At 68.2% G+C, this 26,342-nt stretch carries 24 protein-coding genes; 12 read left to right on the top strand and 12 right to left on the bottom strand.

The window, feature by feature from the left end:
• Positions 1 to 165: 165 nt before the first annotated feature.
• Positions 166 to 474, top strand: a complete 309-nt coding sequence (locus NM1_RS28980) for a DUF4326 domain-containing protein (RefSeq protein WP_068026851.1) — start codon at positions 166 to 168, stop codon at positions 472 to 474.
• Between the two features lie 2 nt (positions 475 to 476).
• Here NM1_RS28980 and NM1_RS28985 read toward each other — a convergent pair whose 3' ends face one another.
• Both NM1_RS28985 and NM1_RS28990 read right to left on the bottom strand, forming a co-directional pair.
• Entirely contained in the window at positions 477 to 1,262 is a 786-nt protein-coding gene (locus NM1_RS28985) for an enoyl-CoA hydratase/isomerase family protein (RefSeq protein WP_068026854.1), read from the bottom strand.
• A gap of 79 nt (positions 1,263 to 1,341) precedes the next feature.
• Positions 1,342 to 2,409, bottom strand: a complete 1,068-nt coding sequence (locus tag NM1_RS28990) for a DNA polymerase IV (protein ID WP_068026856.1) — start codon at positions 2,407 to 2,409, stop codon at positions 1,342 to 1,344.
• 330 nt (positions 2,410 to 2,739) lie between these two features.
• On the opposite strand from NM1_RS28990, the gene NM1_RS28995 reads away from it, so the two are divergent.
• A complete protein-coding gene (locus NM1_RS28995; RefSeq protein WP_246011467.1) occupies positions 2,740 to 4,023 on the top strand; it encodes a glycosyltransferase 87 family protein in 1,284 nt (427 codons plus the stop codon).
• A gap of 129 nt (positions 4,024 to 4,152) precedes the next feature.
• Here the strand turns inward: NM1_RS28995 and lon are convergent, their stop codons facing one another.
• A complete protein-coding gene (gene lon, locus NM1_RS29000) occupies positions 4,153 to 6,681 on the bottom strand; it encodes an endopeptidase La (RefSeq protein ID WP_068026863.1) in 2,529 nt (842 codons plus the stop codon).
• A gap of 233 nt (positions 6,682 to 6,914) precedes the next feature.
• Between lon and NM1_RS29005 the strand changes: the two genes are divergently transcribed.
• The 4 genes from NM1_RS29005 to NM1_RS29020 all read left to right on the top strand — a co-directional run bounded on the left by NM1_RS29005 (position 6,915) and on the right by NM1_RS29020 (position 10,191).
• Positions 6,915 to 7,343, top strand: coding sequence for a VOC family protein (locus NM1_RS29005; RefSeq protein WP_068026866.1), 429 nt, complete (start codon positions 6,915 to 6,917; stop codon positions 7,341 to 7,343).
• A 142-nt stretch (positions 7,344 to 7,485) separates the two neighbouring features.
• Positions 7,486 to 8,022, top strand: a complete 537-nt coding sequence (locus NM1_RS43160) for a hypothetical protein (RefSeq protein ID WP_068026870.1) — start codon at positions 7,486 to 7,488, stop codon at positions 8,020 to 8,022.
• On the top strand, positions 8,019 to 9,113 hold the full coding sequence (locus tag NM1_RS29015) for a PrsW family intramembrane metalloprotease (RefSeq protein ID WP_169814338.1): 1,095 nt from the start codon (positions 8,019 to 8,021) through the stop codon (positions 9,111 to 9,113). The genes NM1_RS43160 and NM1_RS29015 overlap by 4 nt, the downstream gene beginning before the upstream one ends.
• A gap of 73 nt (positions 9,114 to 9,186) precedes the next feature.
• The gene (locus NM1_RS29020) at positions 9,187 to 10,191 is read left to right on the top strand and encodes a zinc-binding dehydrogenase (RefSeq protein WP_068026876.1); all 1,005 of its coding nucleotides are present in this window, start codon (positions 9,187 to 9,189) and stop codon (positions 10,189 to 10,191) included.
• Positions 10,192 to 10,221: 30 nt separating this feature from the next.
• Here the strand turns inward: NM1_RS29020 and NM1_RS29025 are convergent, their stop codons facing one another.
• Positions 10,222 to 11,304 (bottom strand): metallophosphoesterase, encoded by a 1,083-nt coding sequence (locus NM1_RS29025; protein WP_068026947.1) that lies wholly within the window; start codon positions 11,302 to 11,304, stop codon positions 10,222 to 10,224.
• 200 nt (positions 11,305 to 11,504) lie between these two features.
• Here NM1_RS29025 and NM1_RS29030 point away from each other — a divergent pair, with 200 nt between their 5' ends.
• The 6 genes from NM1_RS29030 (at position 11,505) to NM1_RS29055 (ending at position 17,516) form a co-directional block, all read left to right on the top strand.
• Positions 11,505 to 12,860 (top strand): DUF445 domain-containing protein, encoded by a 1,356-nt coding sequence (locus NM1_RS29030; RefSeq protein WP_068026879.1) that lies wholly within the window; start codon positions 11,505 to 11,507, stop codon positions 12,858 to 12,860.
• A gap of 128 nt (positions 12,861 to 12,988) precedes the next feature.
• Complete coding sequence (locus NM1_RS29035) at positions 12,989 to 13,780, top strand: TIGR03084 family metal-binding protein (RefSeq protein WP_068026882.1); 792 nt, start codon at positions 12,989 to 12,991, stop codon at positions 13,778 to 13,780.
• A 462-nt stretch (positions 13,781 to 14,242) separates the two neighbouring features.
• The gene (locus NM1_RS29040) at positions 14,243 to 15,034 is read left to right on the top strand and encodes a hypothetical protein (protein ID WP_147289038.1); all 792 of its coding nucleotides are present in this window, start codon (positions 14,243 to 14,245) and stop codon (positions 15,032 to 15,034) included.
• A 24-nt stretch (positions 15,035 to 15,058) separates the two neighbouring features.
• Positions 15,059 to 16,252: an L-2-hydroxyglutarate dehydrogenase gene (gene lhgD / locus NM1_RS29045; RefSeq protein ID WP_114699684.1), complete on the top strand. Its 1,194-nt coding sequence runs from the start codon at positions 15,059 to 15,061 to the stop codon at positions 16,250 to 16,252.
• A gap of 126 nt (positions 16,253 to 16,378) precedes the next feature.
• Positions 16,379 to 16,900 (top strand): SRPBCC family protein, encoded by a 522-nt coding sequence (locus tag NM1_RS29050; protein ID WP_068026890.1) that lies wholly within the window; start codon positions 16,379 to 16,381, stop codon positions 16,898 to 16,900.
• A gap of 10 nt (positions 16,901 to 16,910) precedes the next feature.
• Complete coding sequence (locus NM1_RS29055; protein WP_068026893.1) at positions 16,911 to 17,516, top strand: ribonuclease H family protein; 606 nt, start codon at positions 16,911 to 16,913, stop codon at positions 17,514 to 17,516.
• A 90-nt stretch (positions 17,517 to 17,606) separates the two neighbouring features.
• On the opposite strand, the gene NM1_RS29060 is transcribed toward NM1_RS29055, so the two are convergent.
• From NM1_RS29060 to NM1_RS29095, 8 genes are all read right to left on the bottom strand, one after another.
• On the bottom strand, positions 17,607 to 18,452 hold the full coding sequence (locus NM1_RS29060) for a hypothetical protein (RefSeq protein ID WP_147289039.1): 846 nt from the start codon (positions 18,450 to 18,452) through the stop codon (positions 17,607 to 17,609).
• Between the two features lie 134 nt (positions 18,453 to 18,586).
• Complete coding sequence (locus tag NM1_RS29065) at positions 18,587 to 19,756, bottom strand: MlaD family protein (RefSeq protein WP_068026899.1); 1,170 nt, start codon at positions 19,754 to 19,756, stop codon at positions 18,587 to 18,589.
• On the bottom strand, positions 19,753 to 20,871 hold the full coding sequence (locus tag NM1_RS29070) for an MCE family protein (protein WP_068026901.1): 1,119 nt from the start codon (positions 20,869 to 20,871) through the stop codon (positions 19,753 to 19,755). Before NM1_RS29070 ends, NM1_RS29065 begins: the two co-directional genes overlap by 4 nt.
• Positions 20,868 to 21,959: an MCE family protein gene (locus NM1_RS29075; RefSeq protein WP_068026904.1), complete on the bottom strand. Its 1,092-nt coding sequence runs from the start codon at positions 21,957 to 21,959 to the stop codon at positions 20,868 to 20,870. The genes NM1_RS29070 and NM1_RS29075 overlap by 4 nt, the downstream gene beginning before the upstream one ends.
• Positions 21,956 to 22,942 (bottom strand): MCE family protein, encoded by a 987-nt coding sequence (locus tag NM1_RS29080; protein ID WP_068026950.1) that lies wholly within the window; start codon positions 22,940 to 22,942, stop codon positions 21,956 to 21,958. The genes NM1_RS29075 and NM1_RS29080 overlap by 4 nt, the downstream gene beginning before the upstream one ends.
• Positions 22,939 to 23,967, bottom strand: a complete 1,029-nt coding sequence (locus NM1_RS29085) for an MCE family protein (protein WP_068026907.1) — start codon at positions 23,965 to 23,967, stop codon at positions 22,939 to 22,941. The genes NM1_RS29080 and NM1_RS29085 overlap by 4 nt, the downstream gene beginning before the upstream one ends.
• Positions 23,964 to 25,466 (bottom strand): MlaD family protein, encoded by a 1,503-nt coding sequence (locus NM1_RS29090; RefSeq protein ID WP_068026910.1) that lies wholly within the window; start codon positions 25,464 to 25,466, stop codon positions 23,964 to 23,966. The genes NM1_RS29085 and NM1_RS29090 overlap by 4 nt, the downstream gene beginning before the upstream one ends.
• Positions 25,467 to 25,476: 10 nt before the next feature.
• A complete protein-coding gene (locus NM1_RS29095) occupies positions 25,477 to 26,340 on the bottom strand; it encodes an MlaE family ABC transporter permease (protein WP_068026913.1) in 864 nt (287 codons plus the stop codon).
• Positions 26,341 to 26,342 lie beyond the last annotated feature (2 nt).

Genomic DNA, 26,342 nt, shown 5'->3' on the forward strand with positions numbered 1-26,342 from the left:
GGGCACCCACGGTAGTGCCGATCACCACCCGGCCTCATACTCCAACCCACATGATCGAAAACTTGCTGTGTCAAGCTGTCACAGATACCGTGACCGATCTGGGGTCGGGGGACCACAGCGGCGGGCACGGCAACGCGGGTGCCCCGACAGCCGGACAGGTGAGTGATGCCGAAACGTGTGCAGTTGACGCATGATCAGGACAGCCGCGACAGCGGCGCGGTGGTCGTCGCCGAGCCCAGCCGGTGGGCCAATCCGTTCCGCGCGGGCGCGCACCCCGGCGCCACCCGCGAGGCCGTCACCGAGCAGTTCCGCACCTGGCTGGTGCGCAGCGACGACGTCGAGGCGGTCTCGATGCGGACGGCCCTGCACGAACTGCGGGGCCGGGATCTGGCCTGCTGGTGCGCGCCGGGCGACCCGTGTCACGGTGACGTCCTGCTCGAGCTGGCCAACCCGGGCCGGTCGCCGAACCGCTGACGTCAGTCGAAGGTCGGCGTGCGCTTGCCCAGGAAGGCGGCGATGCCCTCGTGCCCGTCGGCGGAATCGGCGCAGGCGGAGATGAACGCCGCCTCGCGGGCGAGCTGCTCCTCGAGATTGTGGCTGGAGCTGACCAGCAGCAGCTTCTTGACATTCGCATTGGCGTGCTTGGGCCCGATGGCGAATCGCTCGGCCAGTTCGTCGACGACGGCGGTGAGTTCGGCGTCGGGCACCACCCGGTGCACCAGACCCCAGTCCAGGGCCTCACCGGCGGACAGCGCGCGGTTGGTGAGCATCAGGTCCTGGGTGCGGCGCAGGCCGATCAGTCGGGGCAGGTAGTACGACGCGCCGCCGTCCGGGCTGAGCCCGGCGCGGGTGTAGGCCATGGTGAACGACGCCGATTCACCGGCGATCACCAGATCACCGACGATGGCGAGGCTGAAGCCGGCGCCGGCCGCGATGCCGTTCACCGCGGTGATCAGCAGCGCGTCCATTCGCGCGAAGGACGAGATCGCCTCGTGCAGGTCCTCGGCCAGATGCTTGACGTAGCTCCCGGCGCCCGCCTCCTGGGCCGCCATCGCCTTCAGATCGCCACCGGCGGAAAAGAATTTGCCCGCGCCGGTCAGCGTGACCACCTTCAGCGACGGATCGTCGGCGCACCGGCCCGCCACCTGTGCCAGCTCCCGGCCCAGCACGTCATCGATGCCGTTGGCCGCCTCCGGCTTGTTCAGGGTGATCCTGGCGATGCTGCCGCTCTGCTCGAACCGCAAGGTCTGGTACTCACTCATGCGCTGCCTTCCGTGGGTTTTCCTGCTGTGTGATCTTGCCGCACGGTGCCGGTTCGAAACGTTCGTTCCGACTGCCGGGTCACTGCGGCACCAGCTCGAGGCGAACGCCCAGTAGCCGGACCGGTCGGTCGAGTTCGAACCGGGCCAGCACCTCACGCGCGGCCTGCACGATCTCGTCGACATCGGTGGTCGGAGCCGGAAGTTTGCGCTGTTTGGTGCGCGTGAAGAACGTACTGCTGCGCACCGTGACGCCGACACGCTGGGTGATCCGCCCGGCCGCGGCCATCTCCTCGGCGACCTCGGCGGCGAGGCGGGCCACCTGGGTCTCGATCTCGGCGCGATCGGTGAGGTCGCTGGGAAAGGTCTCGGATTTGCTGCGGCCCACCGGTATTCGCGGCTCGGTCACCACGTCCGTGTCACCGAGACCGTGGCCGAGCACCCGCAGGTACGGACCGGTATTGGGACCGAACTCGGCGGCGAGCACCGCGCGGTCGGCGGCGGCCAGGTCCGCGACCGTCTCGATACCGAGTTCCGCCATCCGTTTCGCGATGCGCGCACCGACTCCCCAGAGGGCGGTGGTCGGGCGGTGCGCCATCAGCTCGGTCCAGTTGTCGGCGGTGAGCCGGAAGATCCCGGTGCCCGCGGTCTCCGCATGGTCGCCGGAACCACTCTTGCCCACCGCCTTGGCGAACCCCGTGGCGAGCTTGGCCCGAAGCTTGTTGTCGCCGACGCCGATGGCACAGGTGAGGTCCAGTCGGGCGATGGCGGCGCGGATCTCGGCGGCCAGTTCTTCGGGATCGTCGGTGTCGGCGGCGAGAAACGCCTCGTCCCACCCGAGCACCTCGACCCGGACCGGGAAGGTGCGCAGCAGATCCATGACCTCCTCGGAGGCCTCCTCGTAGGTGGCCATGTCCAGCGGCAGGAAGACGCCGTCGGGGCATCTGCGGGCCGCGGTGCGCAGGGGCATGCCCGCACGCACTCCGAAGGCCCGAGCGGGATACGACGCGCAGGTCACCACCTTGCGCGGTTCGGCCGGATCCCCGTTGCCGCCCACGATGACCGGCCGGCCCCGCAGGTCCGGGTGGCGGCGGAACTCCACCGCCGCCTGGAACTGGTCGAGATCGACATGCAGCAGCCACCTGGGCATGTCTGACAGTCTGCCCGGTTCGGGACGTTCGCGGTGATCCGGTCCGTCCGAATTTCGCCGGAACGGAACGAGGGGGACCGCCGCATTCTTCCCGTCGACTGGAACCGGCGCGCCCCCGGACCGCCGGCGCGCCCACTACCGTGACAGCCGCGCAACTCGATGCGCCCGATCAGTTGCACATCACACGATTTGGACCGGGACGTTTGGGGCATGTAGACAACCGACCGGATGGATAGGTTGGAGATCGGCAACAGGTGCGCAACAGGTCGGGGAACGAAGTGATAGCAGGTGAATGACGGAAATCTAGAGAAAGGTTCGCATCCACCCAGGTTGTCGCACCTCCGACCGACACTGTTCGTGCTGGCGCTCACCGCCGTCGCGGCGGTGGTGTTCATCTTCACGACGGTCGATCCGTGGCTGGACAAGGCCGGGATGCTGGACGGCGGACTCGACGCGCACATCTACCGCGACGGCGCCTGGAAGATCCTGCACGGGCATTCGCTGTACACCGAGGAGACCTACTTCGGCCTGCTGTACACCTACACGCCGTTCTCGACGCTCGCGTTCATCCCCATCGCGCTGTTTCCGTGGGGCTGGGTCACCAATACGTGGATGGCGGTCAATCTCGGGGTGCTGTTCGGCTGCGTGCTGCTGAGCTGGCGGCTGCTGGGCTACCGGATCGACCGCAAGCTGGCCGCGGTCAGCGCGCTGATGGCGCTCACCTGCGTATTCATCGAGCCCGTGCGCACCACCCTGTACTACGGGCAGATCAACCTCATGCTCATGGCGCTGGTGCTGTGGGACTTCTCGCGCGGCGACCGCAGCCGGCTGCGCGGGATCGGCGTGGGCGTGGCGGCGGGCATCAAGCTCGTTCCGCTCTATTTCGTCGTGCAGTTCCTCGCGATGCGGCAGTGGCGCTCGGCCGCCACCGCGGCGGGCACCTTCGTGGCCACGATCCTGCTGTCCGCGCTGGCGCTGCCCGGCGACTCCCGGCAGTACTGGGGCTCGACCTTCTTCCAGTCCAATCGGATCGGCGAGGACGCGCACCCCGCCAACCAGTCCATTCGCGGCGCTATCGCGCATCTGCTCGGTCTGCATTCGGCACCCATGTGGCTGTGGGTCCTCATCGCGGGCGGTATCACGCTGGTGAGCCTGGCCGTCACGGCCGGGTTGTACCGGCACGGGGAACGCCTGCTCGCGGTCACCCTCGCCGGGATGACCGCCTGTGCGATCTCGCCGTTCGCGTGGGGACACCACTGGGTGTGGTTCGTGCCGCTGCTGGTCTATATCGCGCACCGGGCACAGTCCCGGCCGGGCTGGTGGGCCGCCGCCGTGGCGCTGATGCTCGCGATCGGCGCCTGGGCCTACCACTGGAGCGACACGTACGTGAGCGTCGGAGTGTTCCTGCTGCCGCCGTGGTGGGCGGTCGCACCGCTGTTGATGAACGCGTACGTGCTGATCTACGCCGTGGTGCTGGCGGGGGCCGGGGTGCTGCTGTGGCGGAAACGGCGGGCCGCGGCCGCGCCACCCGCGCCGCACGTGGGTGATCTCCCACCCGCCGCGGACGACACCGCGAAGACCCTCGATGTCACAGAGAAGTCGGATGTCGCATAGGTGACAGACCCAGACCCGCATCGCCTCCCGAGCGAGACAGGAGGCAGTGCGGGACAGGACAACCGATTTCGCGGGCACAGGGGCCGTGCACCGTCCAATGACAGTGCACGGCCCCTATTCGTGCGATCGCTAGGCCGAGGCGGCCAGCGGTCGATCGTAAGCCGGTTCGGCGATCGGCTCTATGGCGTACGCAAGGATGTCCGCCACGTCGGCGACGGGCCGGACATCCAGCGCAGCGAGCACCTCGGCCGGGACCTCGTCCAGATCCGGCTCGTTGCGCGCCGGGATGAACACGGTCTTCAGGCCGGCCCGCTGCGCGGCCAGCAGCTTCTGCTTCACGCCGCCGATCGGCAGCACCCGGCCGTTCAGCGTGACCTCACCGGTCATGCCGACATCCCCGCGCACCTGCCGGTCCAACGCCAGCGACACCAGGGCCGTGACCATGGTGACGCCCGCCGACGGACCGTCCTTCGGCACCGCGCCCGCCGGGAAGTGGATGTGGATGTTGCGGTCCAGCATCTTCGGCTCGATGCCGATCTCTTCCAGGTGGGAGCGGACGTAGGTCAGGGCGATCTGCGCGGACTCCTTCATCACGTCGCCCAGCTGGCCGGTCAGGGTCAGCGAGCGCTCGCCCTCGGCGGCATTGGCCTCGATGTAGAGGACGTCGCCGCCCGCGCCGGTAACCGCCAGGCCGGTGGCCACGCCCGGAACGGCGGTGCGCTCCACCGAATCCGGGGTGAACCGCGGCCGGCCCAGGTAGTCGGTCAGGTCGGCCAGGCCGATCGTCAGCGGCTCGGAAGGCGAGGGCGCGGTGCCGGTTTCGGCCTGGACCAAGGCGTCGTAGCCCAGTTCCGGGTCGTAGCCGAGCGTCGCGTGGTCACCGGACGACGGTCCCGATTCGGTCCCGGCGTTCGCCGGGATGACGGGGGAGGACGTCGGGACGACGGGGCCCGTTCCGGGGATCGATCCCTCCGACAGCCGGGTTGCCGCCTTGCGCAAGGCTTTTGCGATCAACCGCTCCATCTGGCGAACACCGGCCTCCCGCGTGTAGTTCGCCGCGATCTCGCGCAACGCCTCCTCGCTGATCGAAACCTCCTCCGGCGTCAGCGCATTGCGCTCCAGCTGCCGCGGCACCAGGAAGTCGCGGGCGATGGCCACCTTGTCGTCCTCGGTGTAGCCGTCGACCGTGATCAGTTCCAGGCGGTCCAGCAGCGGTCCGGGAATCGTCTCCACGACGTTCGCGGTCGCGATGAACAGCACGTCCGACAGGTCCAGGTCCAGATCCAGGTAGTGGTCGCGGAACGTGTGGTTCTGCGCCGGATCCAGCACCTCGAGCAGCGCGGCCGCCGGGTCGCCCCGGAAGTCCGAGCCGACCTTGTCGATCTCGTCCAGCAGGACGACGGGATTCATCGAACCCGCCTCCTTGACCGCGCGCACGATGCGACCGGGAAGCGCGCCGACGTAGGTGCGCCGGTGCCCGCGGATCTCCGCCTCGTCCCGCACGCCGCCCAGGGCGACGCGAACGAACTTGCGGCCCAGGGCCCGTGCCACGCTCTCACCCAGCGAGGTCTTGCCGACGCCGGGCGGACCGGCCAGCACCAGCACCGCGCCGGAGCCGCGACCGCCGACGACCTCCAGGCCGCGCGCGGCCCGCCGGGCCCGCACCGCCAGGTACTCGACCATGCGGTCCTTCACCTCGTCCAGCCCGTGGTGATCGGCGTCCAGCACCGCCCGGGCGGCCGAAATATCGGTCGAGTCCGTAGTTTTCACGCCCCACGGCAGATCCAGGACGGTATCCAACCAGGTGCGGATCCAGCCCGTCTCCGGACTCTGATCGCTGCCGCGCTCCAACCGGTCGACCTCGCGCAGCGCCGCCTCGCGCACGCCCTCCGGAAGGTCCGCGTTCTCGACGCGGGTGCGGTAATCGTCGGCGCCGTCGGGCTCGCCCTCGCCCAGTTCTTTGCGAATCGCGTTGAGCTGCTGGCGCAGCAGGAACTCGCGCTGGGACTTCTCCATACCCTCGCGCACGTCCTCGCTGATCTTCTCGGTGACCTCGACCTCGGCGATGTGGTCGGTGGTCCATCCGATCAGCTTGGTCAGACGCGTTCTGACATCGGGGGTTTCGAGCAGTTCCCGCTTCTGCTCGTCGGACAGGTAGGGCGCGTAGCCCGCGGTATCGGCCAGCGCGGAGGGATCGGTCAGCCGGTTCACCACATCGATGACCTGCCAGGCCTCGCGGCGCTGCAGGACGGAGACGACCAGCTTCTTGTACTCGGCGGCAAGCTCTTTCGTGCGATCGTCGGGCTCCGGGGCCTCGACCTCTTCGGCCTCGACCCACAGCGCGGCGCCGGGGCCGGTCACCCCGTGCCCGATCCGGGCGCGGCGCTCGGCCTTCAGGACCGCCGCCGGGGCGCCGCCGCGCATCCGGCCGACCTGCTCGATGGTGGCGACCACGCCGTAGGCGGCGTAGCCCTCCGTCAGGCGCGGCGCGAGCAGCACGGACTCCAGGTTCGCGGCGCGCGCGGCATCGATGGCCGCCTGGGCCGACTCGTCCAGTTCGATCGGGACGACCATGCCCGGCAGCACGACCGGGTCGGTCAGGAACAACACCGGTAGACGTTGTGGGGTACTCACTGATTCAGCCCCTTCCAAAAGCATGCCCTGGACTCTTCTCATCCAAGGTTGAGCGTCACCTACTCAACCCCGAGGCTCCGGATCTTGTTCCGGACCGACTGTTCGCCCCCGGCGAAACGGTCTCGGCCTGCCGAATACGCAGGTGGAAGGCTCATACGAACCGATACACCGGGACAACGCCCCCGGGACGCGCATCCATCCCCGCCGTGTCCGTTTCCTTCAAGACCGCGACGCGTCGCGGATGATCGACTGGGCATATGACACCCCAAATCAACGCCATCACCCTCGGGGTGAGCGATCTCGACCGCGCCCTCGCCTTCTACCGCGACGGACTCGGCCTGTCGACGCCCGGCATCATCGGGACCGAGTTCGCACGGGGTACTGCGCAGCCGGGCGGCGCGGTCGCCATGTTCACCCTCGACAGCGGCCTCATGCTGTCGCTCTATTCGCGGACCGACCTCGCGCTGGATGCCGAGATCGCGCCCGAACGCGTCGCCGGCTCGCCGTTCAGCCTCGGCTGGTTCGTCGAGAACAGGTCGGATGTCGACCGAATTCTCGAGCAGGCACAGCGTGCCGGCGGGACTCTCGTCCGCGCCGGTGCCGAACGCCCGTGGGGGATCTACGCCGGATACTTCGCCGATCCGGACGGTCACCTCTGGGAGGTCGTGTACTTCCTGGCGAACTGAGGTATCGGCCGGGCAAGTCGCGAGGGTGCGAAGCTCGGTTGCCTTCGTGTTGCTGTCATCCCTTCCAGCGGCCTGCCCTTATCGTTGACCGCAGTGTGCCGCCGCCCACGACCGCGCGCGGCCACTCGGGAGGAGCGCGCCGATGAGCGAGCGACGAGGTCACGACTGGAAACCGGCACTGCTGGTATTCGTCGTGGTCGTGGCGCTCATAGGAATTCCGACGGCGCTGGCGGCCGTGGTGCCGACCCGTGAGACGCTGGTCCCGCCGCGCACCGAGATCACCCTGTCCGCACCCGGCGAGGCGCCCGGCACGATCGGTTTCTCCGAGGTAGCCGGATACGCGCGCCGGCCCACCGGCGATCAGACCAGCGCGGTGCTCGACGCCCCGGGCGGCGCGGTGCTGCTGGTGACGGTGGTCAACGGCGTCACCGACCTCCCGACAACCCTGGAGTGGCGGCGGAAGGTGTTGGGGCTGCAGGCATTTCCGGTCGAATTCGACGGCGGGGCGATCCGCACCGCACACGATTTCGTCGGGCTGACATGCCGCGGCCGGGACCGGCCCGGCGTCTGCGCCGTCGTCGGCAACCACAACCTGGCGGTGACCGTGATGCTCAGCGGCGACGCCGCCACCGTGCCCGAACTGCTCCGCATCGTGAACTCCCTGCAGGTGCGAGCATGAGCGACCGACCATCGACACAGCCCGGCTGTATGCAGCCGCGCTCGGCACTGTTCTGGGTCTACTGCCTGGTGATCGCCGGCGGTGCGCTCGGCCTGCTGATCCAGTTGCTCCCCATCGCCCTGCTGACCTGGTCCGGAATCCTGGTCGGCCTGCCGTTCACGCTGGCGACCCTGGCCGTGATCGCCTGGGTTCTCCTGCGCCTGGACCTGTTTCGCGCCCACCGGCCGATTCGCGGTTGGCTGACAATGGGTTTCGTGTGGGGCGCGGCGGCCGGACCCGGAATCGCCATGTACGCCAACGACAACAACATGCGAGTGATCCAGAACCTGGCGGGCGACGCCTTCGCCATGAACTGGCAGGCGCCCATCTCGGCCGCCATCGTCGAGGAGGCCGTGAAGGGGGCCGGAGTCCTCGCGGTCGCCTGGCTGAGCCGCCCGCTGCTGACCCGGCCCATGCACGGGCTGCTGCTCGGCGGATTCACCGGACTCGGGTTCCAGGTGGTCGAGGATCTCACCTACGAGGCGGATGCCGGATTGAACTCGGCGCAGAACGATATCGGGACGGCGGTCATGGTCGGGGTGCTGCGCCTGGCCACCGGCGTCACCTCGCACTGGATGCTCACCGGGTTGGCGGGCATCGGCATCGTGGTGGCCCTCGCCGCCACCGACTGGTCGCTCGCGCGCCGGACCGCCGTGTTCGCCGGTTTCTATCTGCTCGGCGCCGCACTGCATTTCGGCTGGGACGCACCCCAGCCCGAGGATGCGGGCATCGGCGACATGGCCCGCCGCACCCTGGTCTACATCCTGGTCTTCGTCGTCGTCTACGCGTGGGTGGTGCGCACCGAGAAGCGCTGGTTCCGACGGACCGTCGAGACGGTGGAGGCCGAGGGCTTGGCTCCGCGCGGGGAACTGGAAACGCTGATCTCCCATCGCTCCCGGCGCCGCGCCCGTCGTGCCCAGCAGGTGCCCCGTCGGCAGGCGAGCCACCGGCAGCGACAACTACTGGACTGGGTGCAGACCGTCGGGATTCGGCTGGGAACCCCCTTCACCCGCAGCGACGGTCCCGCCACGGCACCGGAACCCACCCTTTAGGCCCCCGCGCCGACCGCCCGCAAGACTACGATGGCGCCCAACGGGATTCGCCGGACGACGAGGAGCTGGGCCGATGCTGGCAGGACGACTGCACCTGGGACCGAACCGCCGACTACAGCTGGACGAGGTTCCGGTGCCCGAGCCCGGCCCGGACCACGTGCTGATCAAGGTCGAGGCGGCCGGGGTGTGCCTGTCGGACGTGCACCTGATCGACGGAATGCTGACGCCGCTGTTCCTGAACGGCGACGTGGTCACATTGGGTCACGAAGTGGCCGGCACGGTGCACACGCTGGGACCGGGCGTCACCGGCCCGAAGGTGGGGGACCGGGTGCTGCTGCAGGCCGGAGAACAGCGCAACGGCCAGGTCTTCACCCGCGGCGTCGACTACGACGGCGGCTGGGCGGAGTACACGCTGGCCCGCCTCGACACCCTGGTCCCGATCCCGGACGATCTGCCCTTCGAACAGGCCTGCTTCATCCCCGACGCCGTCTCCACACCGTGGGCGGCCATTACCGCGACCGCCCAGGTCCGCCCGGCGGAACCGGTCGGCGTCTGGGGTGTCGGCGGGCTGGGCGCGCACGGCGTGCAGCTGCTGCGGCTGATCGGCGCCGCACCGATCATCACGGTCGACCCGCTGCCCGCGGCGCGGCAGCGCGCCCTGGAGCTGGGCGCCGACCTGGCCTTCGATCCGGCCGAGCCCGACCTGCGCGGCAAGATCTACGCCGCCACCGACGGCGCCGGGCTGGCCGCCGCTTTCGACTTCGCCGGAGTCGAGGCGGTGCGCGAACAGGCCGTGGTGTGCCTGGGCCCGGCCGGGCGGCTGGTGCTGGTCGGCCTGACCGACAAGCCGATCACCATCACCGGCGGCACCGCGTTCAGCTTCTTCCAGCAGCAACTGCGCGGGCACTACGGCTCCACGCCCGAGCACGTCACCCAGCTGGTGCAGCTGCAGCGGCGGCACCGCATCGACTTCGCCCGCTCGGTGAGCGCGGTGCTCCCGCTGGCCGATGCGGAGAAGGCCGTGCACGCGCTGGAATCCAAGCAGGGCAACCCGATTCGGATCGTCCTGAAGCCGTAGGGTCCGAATTCGCCGCCGGTGGAGTCGATTTCAGGCCAGTGACCGGTCGAACGCGATCGCCGACTCACCCGATCCGGCGTCGACCGTGACGACACGCAGCCGAACCGAGTCCGCCGTCAGGTCCATCACCATGAAACCGAGCTCGGTGAAGGTCTGGAAAAGACTTGGGTGCGATAGCCTTTCGCGCCCGAGCGGCTCGTTGTGCACGGATTTGGCGGCGGCGCCGGAGATCAGCTGACGGGTGCCCCTCAACTCCGGCGCATGCTCCAGCACCTGCAGCGAATGGTCGTGCCCGGACAGCAGGAACTGACAGCGGCCGATCACGTGGTCGTCCAGGAAGCGCTTGGCGTGCCGCCCGTCCAGCGGGTCCAGGGTCACGCCCTCGTAGTTTCCGGCGTCGCCGTGCGGGCCGTTGTTCAGATAGGGGTGGTGGGTGCAGGCGATCTTCCATCGCGCCGGGGAGGTGGCGACGGCCTCGTCCAGCCAGGCCGCCTGCTCGGACATGAACTGCCCGCCCGGCGCCCAATAGGGCTGCAGCAGCGGCGGCAGGTAGGCGGCGACCGGATTCAGGTCGAGCACGAAGAACTCCACGACCGGCCGCTCCCGCGGCACCCGCACCGAGTAGTAGCGGGCGGGCATGTACCAGCGGGCAGAGCGCCGGTGATAGCCGACCTCGTGGTCACCGCGCTGCAGCCAGCCGCCGTCGCCCGGCAGGACGGAGCTGGTGTCGTGGTTGCCCAGCACCATCACCCACGGGAAATCCAGTCCGTGGTTGGGGTTCTCGAACTTGTCGAGGAACTGCCTGTCATCCTCGGTCCACGGCCCGCTCTCGTAGATGTTGTCGCCGAGTCCGAGCGCCAGATCGAAGGGCTCGCGGCCGTGCAGGTCCCGCATCGCGTCGGCCACCAGCCACTGCGGGCGGGCACCCGTGCCGGCGTCGCCGGTGAGCAGAACGCGCAGGGTGTCATCGGTCGGGAAGTCGAGCTTCGGCACCGATTCGGCCGTGGCGACATCCCCGCGAGCCGTCCCCGCACCGGCCACCGTCGCCGCGCCCGCCGCAGCCGCCGCGCCGACGAGGAAATCCCGGCGGCCCACACTCCCGCTGTCGTCCATTCCGTGCCCCTTCCCGAGCCGAACCAGATTGGTCAATTGACCAGTATTCGCCGTTCGCCAATCACCCCTCGAATCCTGCTTGCCGGAGAACGAACACGCCGTGAAACCCTCGCAATGACCCCCGCGTTGACACTTGATCGGAACCGATGAGAATGTTCTAGTCCCGACATCTCACCATCGGCTCTAGGGGGACCCGCACGATGACGACGCTGGCCGGTGGGGTGTTCATCGATTGGGAACAGCTGACCGGTCAATCCAAGTTCGTCGTGGACCTGGTGACCTTTCCGATCTTCAGCGCGATCGCCGGCTGGCTCACCAACTGGACCGGCGTGCTGATGCTGTTCTGGCCGCTGCTGTTCCGCGGCATCCGGATTCCCGGCCTGCCACTGCTGTATCCGTACTTCCCGCGGCGGGTACAGGTGTTGCCGACGTTCTCCGGTGACGGCAAGCGGCTGGGCTTCCAGGGATTCATCCCGGCGCGCGCGGAGAAGATGGCCAGCATCTGCGTCGATATGGCGATCATGCGGATCGGCAGCCCCCGGGACTTCATCCACGAACTCGACCTGGAGGGTATCGCCGACTACATCGCGGAGGTGGCGCGCAAGCAGGTCCAGCCGATCGTCGACGACGTGATGTACCGCGAGAACCCGGACCTCTGGCGCGCGGTGCCCCGCCCCGCCCGGCAGATCCTGTACCAGCGGGTGGAGCGCGAGCTGCCGGACCTGACCCGGCGTGGCTTCGAGCGCCTCGGCGACAATGTCGATCAGCTCATCGACATCAAGAGCTTCGTGATCCGGTACCTGCAGGCCAATCCGCACATCCTCAAGGACCTCACCACCACGATCGCGGCCCCGGAGCTGCGATTCATGGTGCGCATCGGCCTGCTGGGCGCCCCGTTCGGCGTGCTGCTGGCGCTGTATCTGCAGGTGCACCACAGCATTCCGGTCCTCGGCTGGATTCCGGCCTGGGTCGTCATCCTCGCGGCGGCGGCGGCGATCGGCGTGATCGTCAACGTCATCGCGATCAAGATGGTGTTCGAGCCGGGCGATCCGCAGCCGCGCTACAAATACCTGTGGAAACAGGCGCTGCTGGCCAAGCGGCAGCCACAGGCCGCCGCCGACCTCTCCCACATCCTCGCCTACCAGGTGCTGACGCTGCCGAACCTGGCCGAGGAACTGCTGGACGGGCCCAACGGCGACAAGACCCGCCAGCTGATCGAGCACCTGATCGCGGACGAGATCCACCACCAGCTCGGCCGCACCACCTCGGTGGTGCGCGCGGCGTTCGGCCGCCGCCAGTTCGACAACCTCAAGGTGGGCGCCGCCGGGGCGGCGGTCGGCCTCGCGCCGAGCCTGGTCGAGGACGAGGTGTTCGCGAAGGAGCAGGCCCAGAAGATCGACGAGTTCGCCGCCCGCAAGCTCAAACAGCTCACGCCGGGCGAGTTCATGGAGATGTTCTACGCGTCCGTGGAACAGGACGCCTGGCTGCTGTACCTGCACGGCGCGGCACTGGGCCTGGCCGTCGGCGGCGTGCACCTGGTGCTGTTCGGCTGGTAGCCCAATAACAAGCACGCGTGCTTGCATTTTTTCGTCCCGATTGGGATGCTGAACCCGTCCTCGTCGGCGCGAGGACATACACGCCAGGCACAGGGTTACCCCGGCGTGCGAGTTGGAGGTAGGGACACATGGCCGACCTGGACGCACTGCTGCGGGACTTCCTGGCGGAGTGCGCGGACCTCGACGGAATCGTGGCGCCGCTGACCCTGTCGGATTGGCGGCGCGACACCCCGGCGGCCGGGTGGACCATCGCCCATCAGATCGGCCATCTGGCCTGGACCGACGAGGTCGCCACGGTATCGGCCACCGATCCCGAGGCGTTCGCCGAACTCGTGCGGGCCGCCGAGCCGAAGGCGTTCACCTTCGTCGACGAGGCCGCGGAGGCCGCCGCCGCCACCCCGGCACCCGACCTGCTCGATCGGTGGCGGCAGGGCCGTGTCGCCCTCGCCGACGCGCTGCGCGCCCTTCCGGCCGGAGTGAAGCTGCCCTGGTTCGGGCCGCCGATGAGCGCGGCGTCGATGGTCAGCGCCCGGCTCATGGAGACCTGGGCGCACGGTCAGGACGTGGCGGATACGTTCGGCGTGGCGCGTACGCCCACCGCGCGATTGCGCAATATCGCGCATATCGGCGTGCGCACCAGGAATTTCGCGTACATGGTGCACGGCCGCACCGCACCCGCCGACGAATTTCGGGTCGAACTGGCGGCGCCGGACGGTGCGACCTGGACCTGGGGCCCGGACGATGCCGCGCAGCGAATCACGGGTCCCGCCTTGGATTTCTGCCTGCTGGTGACGCAGCGCCGCCACCGCGACGACCTGACCCTCACGGCGATCGGCGACGACGCCGCGGACTGGCTCACCATCGCGCAGGCCTTCGCGGGTCCGACCGGCGCGGGCCGGGCCGCAGGTCAATTCGCCTGAATCACTGGTACATCGGAGAGCGAAGCTTCGAGGCCCTCCGGTCCGGGTCTGACTTCACCGGGCATCCGGACGGAGCTTGGAGCTGGCGGGCGCCAACTTTGGGTGCGCCGTGCCTGTGCCGACCGGACGCCGTTGGCCGGAAGTTTGTCAGATGGCAGTCGAAGCGGACGCTCCGCCAGCTAAGAGAGTGTTTACCCAGGTGTTCTCGACTGGAAACACCGGTAATACAAAGAATTTTGGGTTATCCCGATGTTCGGGAAATTACATCTCAGCAGCGGCGATTGCCGGATTACCGGCCGGAATTTGCACCTGGGGAACCGCTAGTGCGCGGCACACGTTGTGATCTTGACCGCAACCCGCCGGGAAGGTACTCGGCGGCACAGTAACCTGGACGTGCGTACGACTTTCAACGGTGCGGGTCGGCGCGGGCAGGGGACCCAAGGGGAGAGGAAAGGACGCACCGTGATGTCGCAACACCCGGCGACGCACCGTCGCACGGCCCAGATCTTCCAGCACACCGCCATCGTGTTCGCCGGTATGGCGAGTATCGGGCTCACCGTGGCGGCCGGCACCTACATCGTCAATCAGATCGCCGACTCCACCCATCGGCCCGCCCCCGGGCCCGCGGTACCCGTCGCCGCCCCACCGGCCGGGAGCGTGGAGTCCGTTTCGCCCGAATCGCCCAGCGGCCCAGCCACTATCGGACTGGTCGGGCTCAAGGCGGAATCCCGCGCGCTGCCGCCCCTCGCACCGGTCCCCGGGCCCCCGGCGCCGATCCAGCTGCTCGACCGCGCCGTGGTGCCCACCGCACCGGCACAGACGACCGTGACACCGACCGGCATGAACGGGCGGCTGCCGCTGCTCGGCGGGACCTACGTGGGCGCGAATGTCGCCACCACCCAACCGGATTCGGTCTCGATGACGGTGGATACCAACGTGTTCGCGACGCTGGTCCAGCGACCGGGCGACCTCCCCGGCGGCACCCGCGACGACGTGACCCGATTCCGCACCGACCTGGACACCAGGCACGGCGAGGTCACCGTGGCGGTCTCGGATCCGGTGCTGGGACAGCACGATGTCCAACTGCAGCGCCACGCCCGCCCGGCCCCGGTGCAGCAGCCGGATAGCCACGGGCACAAGGTCATTCCGGTCGACACCGATCCCGGCACCGCACCGGATACGCCCGCCGTGACCGAGGGCGAGATTCCTGCGGACACAACCGTAGGCGTCTCCGGGAGGCCCGCCGCGGCCTAGTCGAGAGCGGCGGGCTGTGTGAGACTGCCCGACGTGTACGACTACTGCGTGATCGGGGGCGGGATCGTCGGGGTGGCGACCGCGTACCGGATACTCGAGTCGCGGCCCGGCGCGAGCCTGATGCTGGTGGACAAGGCCGCGGCGCTGGCCGCGCATCAGACCGGGCACAACAGCGGGGTGATCCACTCCGGCATCTACTACGAGCCCGGCAGCCTCAAGGCCCGGTATTGCCGCCGCGGTGCACAGTGGACCAAGGACTTCGCTGCCGCACACGATATTCCGTATCGGGTGTGCGGAAAACTGCTGGTGGCGACCGACGCCGCCGAGCACGCCCGGATGCTCGCGCTGTACGAGCGCTCGGTCACCAACGGCGTCGCGGTCGAGAAGATCGATGCGGCCGAACTGGTCCGGCGCGAACCGCGCGTCACCGGCGTCGGCGCGCTGTTCGTTCCGGACACCGGCATCATCGACTTCACGCGCGTCACCGAGGCCCTGGCCGACCGGGTGCGTGCCGCCGGCGGCACGATCGCGCTCGGCGCCGAGATCACGTCGATCGACGAGAATTCGGACGCGGTAACGATTTCCGGCTCTTCCGGCAGCTGGCGGGCCCGGCGGCTGGTCGTGTGCGCCGGACTGCAGGCCGACCGCCTGGCCCGGCTGGCCGGGCTGCCGATCGACCTCCGCATCGTCCCGTTCCGCGGCGAGTACTACCAATTGCCGCCCGAGCGCACCGATTTGGTGCGGACGCTGATCTATCCGATTCCGGATCCCGACCTGCCGTTCCTGGGCGTGCACCTCAGCCCGACCATCGACGGCGCGCTGACCGTCGGCCCGAACGCCGTGCTGGGTCTGTCCCGTGAGGGCTACCGCAAGGGCAGCATCGCACTGCGCGACGCCCGGGAAGTGCTGGGCTACCGCGGATTCCACCGAGTGGCGGCGGCCAACGTCCGGACCGGCCTGCGGGAGCTGCGCAATTCCCTGTTCCGGCGCGGGTACCTGGCGGAATGCCGAAAGTACTGCCCGGACCTGACGATCGGCGATCTGCTGCCGCGCGAGGCGGGCATCCGCGCCCAGGCCGTGCTGCCCGACGGCACGCTGGCACACGACTTCCTGATCGAGCGCACCCCGCGCTCGGTCCACGTACTCAACGCGCCGTCTCCGGCGGCCACGTCGGCGCTCCCGATCGCCGATCACATCGTCGCACAATTGGACAATTGATCTATTTACCTGCGCCGCAGTCGATTTGGGCCCCCACCCCGATTTCCACCGATTTGCCGATACCCATTCATTAAAGAGGATTTCTGTAGTACTTTTATCGGCAGCCGTGGAACAGGGAGTTTGCCTATGGGCCGCATCAGGTACGCGAGCGATGTCGGTGCGCCGGTGGAGGTTGCGTTCACGTACGCGGACAACCACATGTTCGTACCGGACTGGATGTTCGGTGTCGCAGCCTTCGAGCCGGTCGGCGAGCCCGGCCACGGGCCCGGGATGCTGTACACCGTCACGCTCCGGCTGGCGATGTGGCACCCCACGGTCGAGTGTGAGGTCACCGAGTACCGCCACCACGCGGTCATCGGATTCACGCTGCGCAGGCGCCGGCCGGGGAAGGTGGCGCCTGCGCATTCGCACTCGGGGCCACCGGGTTCCGCACTGGGCACCCTGACGCTGCGCTTCGATCCGCTCGGCTACGGCCGCTCCGCGCTCACCTCCGAGGCCGACTACCGCTCACCCACCGGCATGGCGGGACGCCTGTGCGGCAGGCTCGTCGACGCCGTCGTGCACTCGGCCGTGCGGCGCAGTGAGTCGCGGTTGCGCAGGGGGATCGAGGAATTCCACGACACCGACCTTGTCGGCCGGATTGCGTAGGGTACCGACCATGATCATCGTGAGCACCGACGGATCCTGCCTCCGCAACCCGGGCGGCGCCATCGGCTGGGCCTGGGTCGGTCATCAGGGCAGCTCGGCCAGCGGCGGCGCCGCCAGCGGCACGAATCAGGTGGCCGAGCTACGCGCGGTGCTCGAGGCGATCGTCGCGCATCCCGGCGCGGAACCGCTGCTCATCGAGAGTGATTCGCTGTATGCGATCAAATGCGCCTCGGAATGGATCTCGGGCTGGCGGCTCAACGGCTGGAAGACCTCGACCGGCGGCGCGGTGAAGAACGTCGAGCTCGTCCAGCACATCGATCATCACATCGCCACCCGCCCCGGGCCGGTCCGGTTCCGCTGGGTGCGCGGGCACGTCGGCAACTACTTCAACGAGCAGGCCGACAAGCTCGCCGGCGAGGCGGCGCGGGCGGCCGCCGCGGCGACGGACGCGGTCGCCTCGGGCATCGCCGACCTGCCCCCGCTGGCCGCGGCGGAGCCGGTCGCCGCGGCGATCACACAGCCGGTGCCGATCGGTGCACCGGAACCGAAAAAGACTGCCGCACAACCGAAATCCCGCCCGAAGCCCGCGGACACGGACGCCTTCACACTCTTCTGACCCCGCCCGCTGCTCCTATCCGACCCGCAGCGAGCGGCGTGAAAACCTCCGGCGGTGGTGGATCGGACCCACCGCCGGAGGCACCACGCATCAGCCTCCCGGCTGCGGGGCGGGGGCCTGGCCGCCCGGAGCCTGCTCCCCGCCGGGGGCGGGGATCGGGCCCATATCGTTCATCATCGGCGACTGGAAGCTCGAGGCGAGCCACTTGTCGCCCTTCTTCTCCATCGTCGCGACCACGCCGATGGTCATGTGCTGCGGCTGGGGGGTGGCCGCCTTCGACTGGTTCTGGGTGATCAGCATGATGATGGTGGCCTTGCTGTCGTCACCGGATTCCCAGGCGCAGTGGATCTCATCGATACCCGAACGCGCCTGCGCCTGGGTCGTGATGTCCTTCAGCGCGGACGAGGCCGCCTCGAACTGGTTCGCCCAGTCGCCGGTGGAGCGGTCCTTCACGCGCTTGACGTAGTCGTCGAAGTTCTTCGCGTCATAGGTGCCGACCTGACGGCCGAAATCGCACGCCGCCTTGGTCGATTCGTCACGCGCGTCGAGCTGGTCGCCGCGGTCGCTGGCCTGCATCCAGAACACCACCACCGCGGTGATCGCCGCGACCAGCAGCACACCCGCGGCGAAGGCGGCCGTGATCGGCAGCCAGCTGGGGCTGCCGCCCGACTTACCGGGGGATGCGGAGGTCGCCGCTTTCACGGTCGGCGCGTCCCCGGCGGCCTTCGCGTCACCGGCATCGGCCTCGGCGGTCTTCTCGTCGGCGGCCTTGGCCTCGGCCTTCGAGTCGGCCGCCTCGGACTCGGCGGCCTTGGACTCGGTCGCCTCGGATTTGCTTTCGGCCGTCACGTCCGCGTCTGTGCTGTCTTGCGGCCGATCGGCCTTGGCTGCCGCCTCGGTATTCTTCTCGTCCCTGGCAGCGTCTTCTTCGGACATGAACTGATCAGTCACTTTCCCGGCGTGCTCGACACACCGAATAGCCGGATCGGCCCGGACCAGGTCCGGGCCGGATGGAGTCTGTCAGCGAGTATGCCCGCATCGGCGGTGTCGCCGCCGGGACGGGCCCACGCTTACCGCACCGGCGGCGGGGTCCGGTCGTTCGGATCGGCTCCCGCCGGCATCTGGGCGCCGTTGTTGGGCACATCGGGCCGCGGCGCGTTCGCCGAACCGCGAATCTGCTGGTCCGGAGCCGGATTGGTGCAGTAGTTCCACTTCGGCAAGGTACCGTCCTGGACCACGTAGTGGGGCGTCGGCGTGTTGCTGTACTGGCAGAACGGTCGCGGCCAGATATCCAGAATGGTATGGAACTCGCCGTCGTGGGCCGGGACCCCCATCGCGGAACTGCCGATGACCAGCGACGGGAACAGGGCACGCAGCGCCGGCTTGCGCAGCTGCGCCGCCTTCGTGATCGCCGAGAAGTTGGCCGCGAGGCTGGTGATCGGATCGGCGGTCTTGTCCAGCACCGCCCCCAACTGCTGCATCTGCCCGGGCGCGGTGTCCAGGATCTTGCGCAGTTCGTCGTCGGCGCCGTTGAACTGGTTGAACAGCGTCTGGGAATTGCTGGTCAGGGTGCTCAGATCCGGTTGTGCGTTGGACGTCGTCGAGGCGATCGTGCGCAGGTTCGCCAACAGGTTCGTGGTCTGCGGAAGCAGGTTGTCCAGCCCCGCGCTGACCAGGCTCAGCGCATCGATCATGCTGCGCATCTGGTCCGGTCCGCCGGAGAGGGCGGTATCCAGTTCGGTCAGGATCGTGTTGAAGCGATCGGGATCGATCTGGGAGATGAACGTGCTCGCGTTGTCGAGCACCGAATAGACCGGGGTCGGCGTGGTCACCCGCTCCGGGTCGAACTTGACGACCGCGCCGTTGGCCAGGAACGGTCCCTGGTCGGTCTCCGGCCGGAAGTCGACGTACTGCTCACCGGCGCCGGACAGTGCCTGCACCGCGACGCGAGTGTCGACCGGAATCCGGTAGGAGCTGTCGATCTCGGCCTCGGCGGCGATCGCGGCACCGTGATCGGTCAGCTCGACCGAGTTGACCTTGCCGACCCGGTATCCGCGCAGCGTCACGTCGTTGCCCGGCTGCAGGCCGCCCGACCGATCCAGGCTCACGGTGACCGTGTACGTGGATTTCAGCGGGTTGACGCGCATCACGCTCACCGCCAGATACGACGCACCGAGCGCGAAGGCGACGACCAGGCCCAGACCCGAGAGCAGCAGCTTGTGCTGTTTCAACCAGTTCACCGGTGGCCCCCCGTCACTCGTCCGTAGACGATCTGCAGCACTTGGATCAGGCTGCCCACCATGTCCTGTGCATCGCGCAGGTCGTAGAACTTGCTGTGCGCCGGGTCGGTGATCAGGCCGACGTCGAGGTTGGTCAGGGTGGCCGCGGTGGCGAGGACGTTGCCCTTGAACGAGGCGTCCACCGCGGGGCGGACATCGTGGATGGCGTCGAGCAGCGGCGCGAAATCGTTGCGGGTCCGCGACAGCGCGTCCATCAGCTTGTGCACGTTGTCGAGCAGATCCGACAGCTGATCGGAGCTGGTGTTGGCGTAGTCGCCGAGCGCGGCGCTGGTGGTGGACACCTTGGTCAGCAGGTCGCCGATCTGCTGGTTGTTCTCGGCGATGGTGCCGATCATCGACGGCAGCGTGTCGGCGACCTGGCCCAGCTCGTTGTGCCGCGCCTCGATGGTGTTGGCCAGCGCGCCGAAACCGTTGAGCGTGCTATCGATCCGGTCGCTGTTGGCATGCAGCGTGCCGGTCACGCTGGTCATCTGCCGGAGCAGACTGGCCAGCTGATCGGGACGGCCGCCGACGATCGAGTCCAGCTCCGAGGTCACCTTGGTGAGCGCCGCCAGGCCGCCGCCGTTGAACAGCGTCGAGACCGACAGCAGCAGCTCCTCGACGGTCGCACCCGCGGAGGTCTGCTGGACGGGGAGGGTGTCGCCGTCCTGGAGCAGCTCCGTGCCCGGATCCCGCTTCGGCATGGCCATCGCGACGAAGACATCGCCGAGCGGAGTGGCCGAGCGCAGCTCGGCGGTGGAATTCTTCGGGAGCTGAATGTCCTTGCGGATGTTCAGGTCGACGATCGCCTGGTAGTTCTTCGTCTCGATGTGGGTGACGATGCCGACGTCCGAGCCGCCGATCTTCACCTTCGCCTGATCGGGCAGGTTGAGCGCGTTCGTGAAGATCGCGCGCACCGTGTAGGTGTCACCCTGCGGGCCCGGCTTGGGCAGCGGCACCTTCTCCACCGTGAGGCCGCAACCCGGGACCGCCAGCACGGCGACCGCGGCGGTCACCGCGATCGCGCCGCGCCCTGACCGCCGAAACCGCCTGTTCGACAAGAACTTCGGGATCATTTCGTCATTCCCATCAGTGCCGCGGTCAACCCGAGGTCGGGACCGAGGTCTTCGATCTTTCCGGTCCGGCAGCCGTCCGCGCGCATCTGGATCCGCTCGCAGAACAGGCTGACGATCTCGCCCGACAGCGCGGTGCCGAGGACGCCGTGCAGCCGGACGAAGCGCCGCTGGCGGTCCATCGTCCGATCCAGGTTCTGCAGCAGCAGCGGTGCGATATCGACGACCTCGGTGACGCCGGCGGCGTTGGCGCGCAGCTGATCGGTCACCGCGGTCAGCCCGGTCAGGCTGGAGGACAGCTGATCCTGGTACTCGGTGAACACCCCGCTGGTGTTGTTGAGGAAGTCGTTCATCTGGGTCAGGGTCGCCTGCAGGCCCGGCGCCTGATCGGCCAGCAGCGAGGTCATCTGGGTGACCTGGTTGCTGAAGTCACGCACCGACTGGTCGTTCTCCGCCAGCATGGTCGTCAGCTCGTTGAGCTTGATGATGATGGTGGATACCGCGTCCTTGTTGTCGACGCCCACCTTCAGCGCACCGGACAGCGCGTTCAGGGTGTCGCGGATCTTGTCGCCCTGTCCGTTGACCATGTCGTAGAGCAGGGTGCCCGACATCGGGCCGTCCTTCTGACCCGCCGGGGGCTTCAGCGCCTCGGCGAACTGATCGATGGTCTTGATCACCGTGTCCAGCTCGACCGGGGTGCGGGTCTGCTCGACGGTCAGGTGCGCGTTGTCCGGCAGCTCCGGACCGCCGGTGTAGGGCGGGCCCAGCTCGATGTGCCGGTCGGTCACAACGGATTTCGTCATCAGCGACGCGGTCACGTTCTTCGGCAGCTTCACATCGCCGTCGATGGTCATGAAGACCTCGGCGTACAAACCCTTCGGCACGATCTTGTCGACCTTGCCGACCTGGAGGCCGAGCACCGTGACCGGGTTGCCCTCGAACATGCCCGCGATATTGCGGAAGTCGGCGGTGACGTGGGTGGTCGCGCCGACCGCGTCCTGGACGTCGGTCGGCACCAGCGAGCAGCTACCGACCGCCAGGGCGATGGCGCCGACGGCCGCGGCCTTCACCGCGCGCTTGGTCATTCTCATCCCTGGCACCCCTCGATCACTCGGGCGAAGCACAGCCAGTTGTCGGGGAACAGCCACGGCAGGCCGACCTCACCGTAGGGGCCGTTGCCGAACGCATTGTTGAACTGCCGCAACGACACCGGCATGATCTGCAACATCCGGTCCAGATTGTCCTTGTTCTTCTGCAGGCCCTCGGCCATGGTGTTGAGCTGTTCGATGGTCGGGCCGAGCTGATTCTCGTTCTCGGCGCCGATCTCCTGCAGCTGCTTGGTCAGGCCCGCGATGTTGTCGAGCAACTGCCGCAGCAGGTTCTGGCGTTCCATCACCCGGCTCGCGATCGCCTCGCCCTGGGTGATCACCAGGAGCACGCTGTTGCGGTTGTCGCCGAGGATCCGGGTGACCCGGTCCAGGTCCTTCAGCAGCTGATCGACCTGGTCGCGACGATCGTTGATGGTCTTGGCGAGGGCGCCGACGCTGTCGAGCGCCTGGGCGGTCAGCTGCGGCGAGCCGTTCATCTGGTCGCCGATCACCTTGAACGACTCGACCAGCTTCTCCGTGTCCAGCCCCTCGAGCTTCGGCGTGCCGTTCCCCAGCACGTCGTAGGGAACCACGGTGTTGCTCTTCGGGATCCGGTTGCTCTTCGCCCCGGAGCCGTCGCCCGGCTCCAGTGCGACGTAGCGGTTGCCCAGCAGCGTCGACAGCTTGATCGACGCCTTGGCGTCGGGACCGAGCTGCACGTCGTTGTCGATCTGCAGGGTGATCAGCACGTGATCGCCCTCGATCTTGGCGGCCGACACCTGGCCCACCGGCACCCCGGAGACGTCCACCTTGTCGCCGACCTTGAGGCCCGCCGCCTGCGCGAACTCGGCCTTCACGTCGTGGGTGGAGACCCCCAGCTTCTTGTAGCCGGTCGAGGCGATCAGCAGCACGACGATCAGCGCCGCACCGATGATGCCCAGCCAGAAGTAGCGATTGTTGTTGAAGCGGTTCTTGATAGTCGTCATGGTCGGCACACCGCCGAGTGAGAGTTGCCGCCGATCTGGGTGAGCAGGCCGCGCGGGAGCAGGATGTTGTACAGCGAGACGTCCAGGCTGCAGATGTAGGCGTCGGCGTAGGCGCCGTTCTGGGTGAACCGGCCGATATCGGCCAGAACGCTCGGGAAGTCGACGGCGGCCTGGTCGAGCTTGGCGCCGTTCTCGAGCAGCAGGGTGAGCGCGTCACGGGTGGAGCGTTGCGCGGTCGCCAGTTTCGGCTGCACCTGGCCCACCATGTTCACCAATCCCGTTGTCGCGTCCGCGATCTGCACCGTGGACTGCTGCAGGGATTGGCCCTGCTCGTACAACCCGCCGATCAAGGCGCGGGTCTGGGTCACCAGCGTCTCCAATTCGTCGCCCCGCTTGGCCAGCCCCTGCATCGTCGCCGACAGGTTCGTGATCACGTCGGCGAGGATGGCGTCGCGGCGCTGGAAGTCCCCGGCCACCGCCGCGGCCTGGGTGAGGAAGGTGCTCAGCGACACCCCGTCACCCTGCATCGCCATGATGAACGTGTTGGACAGGTTGTTCACCTGTTCCGGCTGCAGCACGTCGAACAGCGGCTGGAACCCGTTGAGCAGACCCGAGATATCGAACGACGGCTCGGTCTGATCGATCGGGATCGACCCCTTGTTCTTCAGTGGCGACGCGTCGCCCTTGGTTCCGGGCGCCAGCGCCAGGTACCGCTGTCCGATCAGATTCTGGTACCGGACAAGGGCTTTGGTGTTGCCGAACACCGTCTGATTGCGCTGCACCGCGAAGGTGACCTTGGCGTTGTGCTGCTTGTCGAGTTCGATCTTCTCGATCTTGCCGACCCGCACCCCGGCCATCCGGACATCGTCGTTGACTCGTAGCCCGAGCACGTCGGTGATGGTCGCGGTGTAGGTGTTGGTGGGGCCGGAGACGGTGCGCGCCAACGTATTCCACACGACGGCCGTCACCAGGACCGACACGATCGCGAAGATCCCGAAGCCGATCAGCGGTTTGCGAATGCTCATCGGCCTGCACCGCTTTCGGTCACTTGCAAGGTTCCACCCCTCAGGATCGAGCTCAGCAGCAGGTATTCGGCGGTGGAGGGCTTGCGGCCCAGCAGCGCGCCGATGGCGGAATCTCCGGTGTAGGAACCCGCGGCGATCGGACCGGCGGCGGGGTGCCGGGCCGGCTGATCACTCGCGGCGGGCGCGGGCGGCTGCACCGGCTGCGGAGCCGGGGCACCGGGGAAGAACGGTGCGAACAGCCCACCCAGCGGTGTGCCCGCGAACGGGTTGGCCGGTCCCGGGGCCGGAGCCGCGGCCGGCGACTCGGGCTGTCCGGTGGTGGCGCTCAGGATGTCGGGCAGACCCGGCATGGGCACCACCGGCGGCAGACCCTGCGCGGAATCCAGCGCCCGCGGCTTCATCGAGTCGGGCAGCGGCGGGAGCTCGGCGACCGCGGGCGCGGTGGCACAGCTGGGCCCGGCCATCTCGCCGTAGCGCGGGCAGTCCGACTGGTCGTAGGGCTTGTACGGGGTGAACGTGATGCCCAGGTTCCACACCATCTGGCGCTGCGGGCCCCAGTGGAAGGTGCTGGCCAGGGCGCGCACCGAGCTGTTCAGGCTCGCGATGGCCTGCGGGATCGCCTCCGGGTTGTCGGAGAGCGCGCCGAACATATCGCTGGTGCCGGCGGTGATCGACTTGCCCAGGTCGGGGTTGCGCGCGAACAGCGCGTTCACCTTGTCGACGGTGGCGGACGTCCCGGTGAGCAGGTTGACCAGCTCCTGGCGCTTATCGGTGACGGTCTGCGCGGTCTTCACCGAATCGGCCAGCACCCCCATCAGCTCGGGCGCCGACTGGTTGAGCGCGTGGAACGACGAGGAGAAGTCCTCCAGGGTCTGGTCCACGTTCGGCACCGACGCGCGCACCTGGGTCAGCCAGTTGTCCAGCCGTTCCACGGTCGAACCGGGCACCCGGCCCGTACCTTCGAGCGAATAGGACAGGGTGCTCAGCACCCGGCCCAGCTGCATCGGGTCGATCTTGTTCAGGATGGTGCGGACCGTGGTCAGCGTGTCCTGCAGCGCGATGGTGCCCTGGCTGCGGTCCTCGGGGATCTCCGACCCCTCGTGCAGCGAGGCGGTGTCGGGACCGTTGTAGAGCAGTTCGACGGCGGTGACCGCGAACAGGTTGCTCGGGATCACGCGCGCGGTGACATTGGCCGGGATCTGGCTGATGTACTCCGGCTTCATCTCGATGTTCACCTGCTGCAGTTCGCCCTTGGCCGCCACCGAGACGTCCTTGACGACACCGACCAGCACGCCGCGGAACTTCACGTCGGCGTTCTCCGGCAGTCCGTCGCCGGTGGTGGTCATATTCGCGACGACATCCACCTTCGGATGCATGATCTTGCCCTGGTAGCGCGCCATCAGGAACGCCAGCACCAGTGCGAACACGGTCAGCCCGCAGGCACCGGCGATGAGCAACTGCCGCATCGTCGGTCCGCGGCCACTCGGATCGATGATCATCGTCTGCCCCCTACCCCGAGATCCTGATGCCCGGGTTGATGCCCCAGACCGCCAAGGTGATGAACAGATCGGCGAAGACGACCGCGATGATGCAGTACTTGATCGCCCGGCCGGCCGCCACGCCCACACCCTCCGGACCACCGGAGGCGAAGAATCCGTAGTAGCACTGGATGAACGTCGTAATGGCCACGAACACCATGGCTTTCAGCAATGACCACAGCACATCGGTCGGGACCAGGAATTGGTAGAAGTAGTGCTGGAAGGTGCCGCTGGCGGTGCCGCCGACCAGCTGCACGGTCAGCGAGCAGGACAGGTAGGCGAACGGCAGCGCCAGGCAGTACAGCGGGACGATCGCGATCATCGCGGCGATCATCCGGGTGCTCACCAGATACGGCAGCGGCCGGATGGCCTGCGACTCCAGCGCGTCGATCTCCTCGGAGATCCGCATGGCGCCCAGCTGCGCGGTGAACCGGCAGCCCGCCTGCGCCGCGAACGCCACCGTGGCGAGCATCGGCCCGATCTCGCGCGTGGTGGCGAATGCCGAGACCGCGCCGGTGATGGGCCCGAGCCCCAGCAGGTTCAGCGAGTTGTACCCCTGCAGGCCCACGGTGATACCGCCGAACGCGCTCAGGATGAGCACCACGCCGATGGTTCCGCCGCCGACGATGATATTGCCGTTGCCCCAGGTGACATCCGAGAGCAGGCGCCACACTTCCTTCGGATAGTGCTTGAACGCCAACGGCATCGAGCCGATCGACCGCAGGAAGAAGAACACCTGGTGGCCGATGCGCGCCAGCCAGTCGCGCGGCGCGGTGGCGGACGACCGGATCCGCTGGAAGGGCCGCAGCAGCGGCGGTACATACGTTGACGACACCG

This window comes from Nocardia mexicana NBRC 108244 (assembly GCF_001613165.1).
Lineage (GTDB): Bacteria > Actinomycetota > Actinomycetes > Mycobacteriales > Mycobacteriaceae > Nocardia > Nocardia mexicana.

Excerpts from the sequence above, each read along its gene's own strand:
- NM1_RS28980 (WP_068026851.1), top strand. The coding sequence starts at position 166 with ATGCCGAAACGTGTGCAGTTGACGCATGATCAGGACAGCCGCGACAGC.
- NM1_RS28985 (WP_068026854.1), bottom strand. The coding sequence starts at position 1,262 with ATGAGTGAGTACCAGACCTTGCGGTTCGAGCAGAGCGGCAGCATCGCC.
- NM1_RS28990 (WP_068026856.1), bottom strand. The coding sequence starts at position 2,409 with ATGCCCAGGTGGCTGCTGCATGTCGATCTCGACCAGTTCCAGGCGGCG.
- lon (WP_068026863.1), bottom strand. The coding sequence starts at position 6,681 with ATGCTTTTGGAAGGGGCTGAATCAGTGAGTACCCCACAACGTCTACCG.
- NM1_RS29005 (WP_068026866.1), top strand. The coding sequence starts at position 6,915 with ATGACACCCCAAATCAACGCCATCACCCTCGGGGTGAGCGATCTCGAC.
- NM1_RS43160 (WP_068026870.1), top strand. The coding sequence starts at position 7,486 with ATGAGCGAGCGACGAGGTCACGACTGGAAACCGGCACTGCTGGTATTC.
- NM1_RS29015 (WP_169814338.1), top strand. The coding sequence starts at position 8,019 with ATGAGCGACCGACCATCGACACAGCCCGGCTGTATGCAGCCGCGCTCG.
- NM1_RS29020 (WP_068026876.1), top strand. The coding sequence starts at position 9,187 with ATGCTGGCAGGACGACTGCACCTGGGACCGAACCGCCGACTACAGCTG.
- NM1_RS29025 (WP_068026947.1), bottom strand. The coding sequence starts at position 11,304 with ATGGACGACAGCGGGAGTGTGGGCCGCCGGGATTTCCTCGTCGGCGCG.
- NM1_RS29030 (WP_068026879.1), top strand. The coding sequence starts at position 11,505 with ATGACGACGCTGGCCGGTGGGGTGTTCATCGATTGGGAACAGCTGACC.
- NM1_RS29035 (WP_068026882.1), top strand. The coding sequence starts at position 12,989 with ATGGCCGACCTGGACGCACTGCTGCGGGACTTCCTGGCGGAGTGCGCG.
- NM1_RS29050 (WP_068026890.1), top strand. The coding sequence starts at position 16,379 with ATGGGCCGCATCAGGTACGCGAGCGATGTCGGTGCGCCGGTGGAGGTT.
- NM1_RS29055 (WP_068026893.1), top strand. The coding sequence starts at position 16,911 with ATGATCATCGTGAGCACCGACGGATCCTGCCTCCGCAACCCGGGCGGC.
- NM1_RS29060 (WP_147289039.1), bottom strand. The coding sequence starts at position 18,452 with ATGTCCGAAGAAGACGCTGCCAGGGACGAGAAGAATACCGAGGCGGCA.
- NM1_RS29070 (WP_068026901.1), bottom strand. The coding sequence starts at position 20,871 with ATGATCCCGAAGTTCTTGTCGAACAGGCGGTTTCGGCGGTCAGGGCGC.
- NM1_RS29075 (WP_068026904.1), bottom strand. The coding sequence starts at position 21,959 with ATGAGAATGACCAAGCGCGCGGTGAAGGCCGCGGCCGTCGGCGCCATC.
- NM1_RS29080 (WP_068026950.1), bottom strand. The coding sequence starts at position 22,942 with ATGACGACTATCAAGAACCGCTTCAACAACAATCGCTACTTCTGGCTG.
- NM1_RS29085 (WP_068026907.1), bottom strand. The coding sequence starts at position 23,967 with ATGAGCATTCGCAAACCGCTGATCGGCTTCGGGATCTTCGCGATCGTG.
- NM1_RS29090 (WP_068026910.1), bottom strand. The coding sequence starts at position 25,466 with ATGATCATCGATCCGAGTGGCCGCGGACCGACGATGCGGCAGTTGCTC.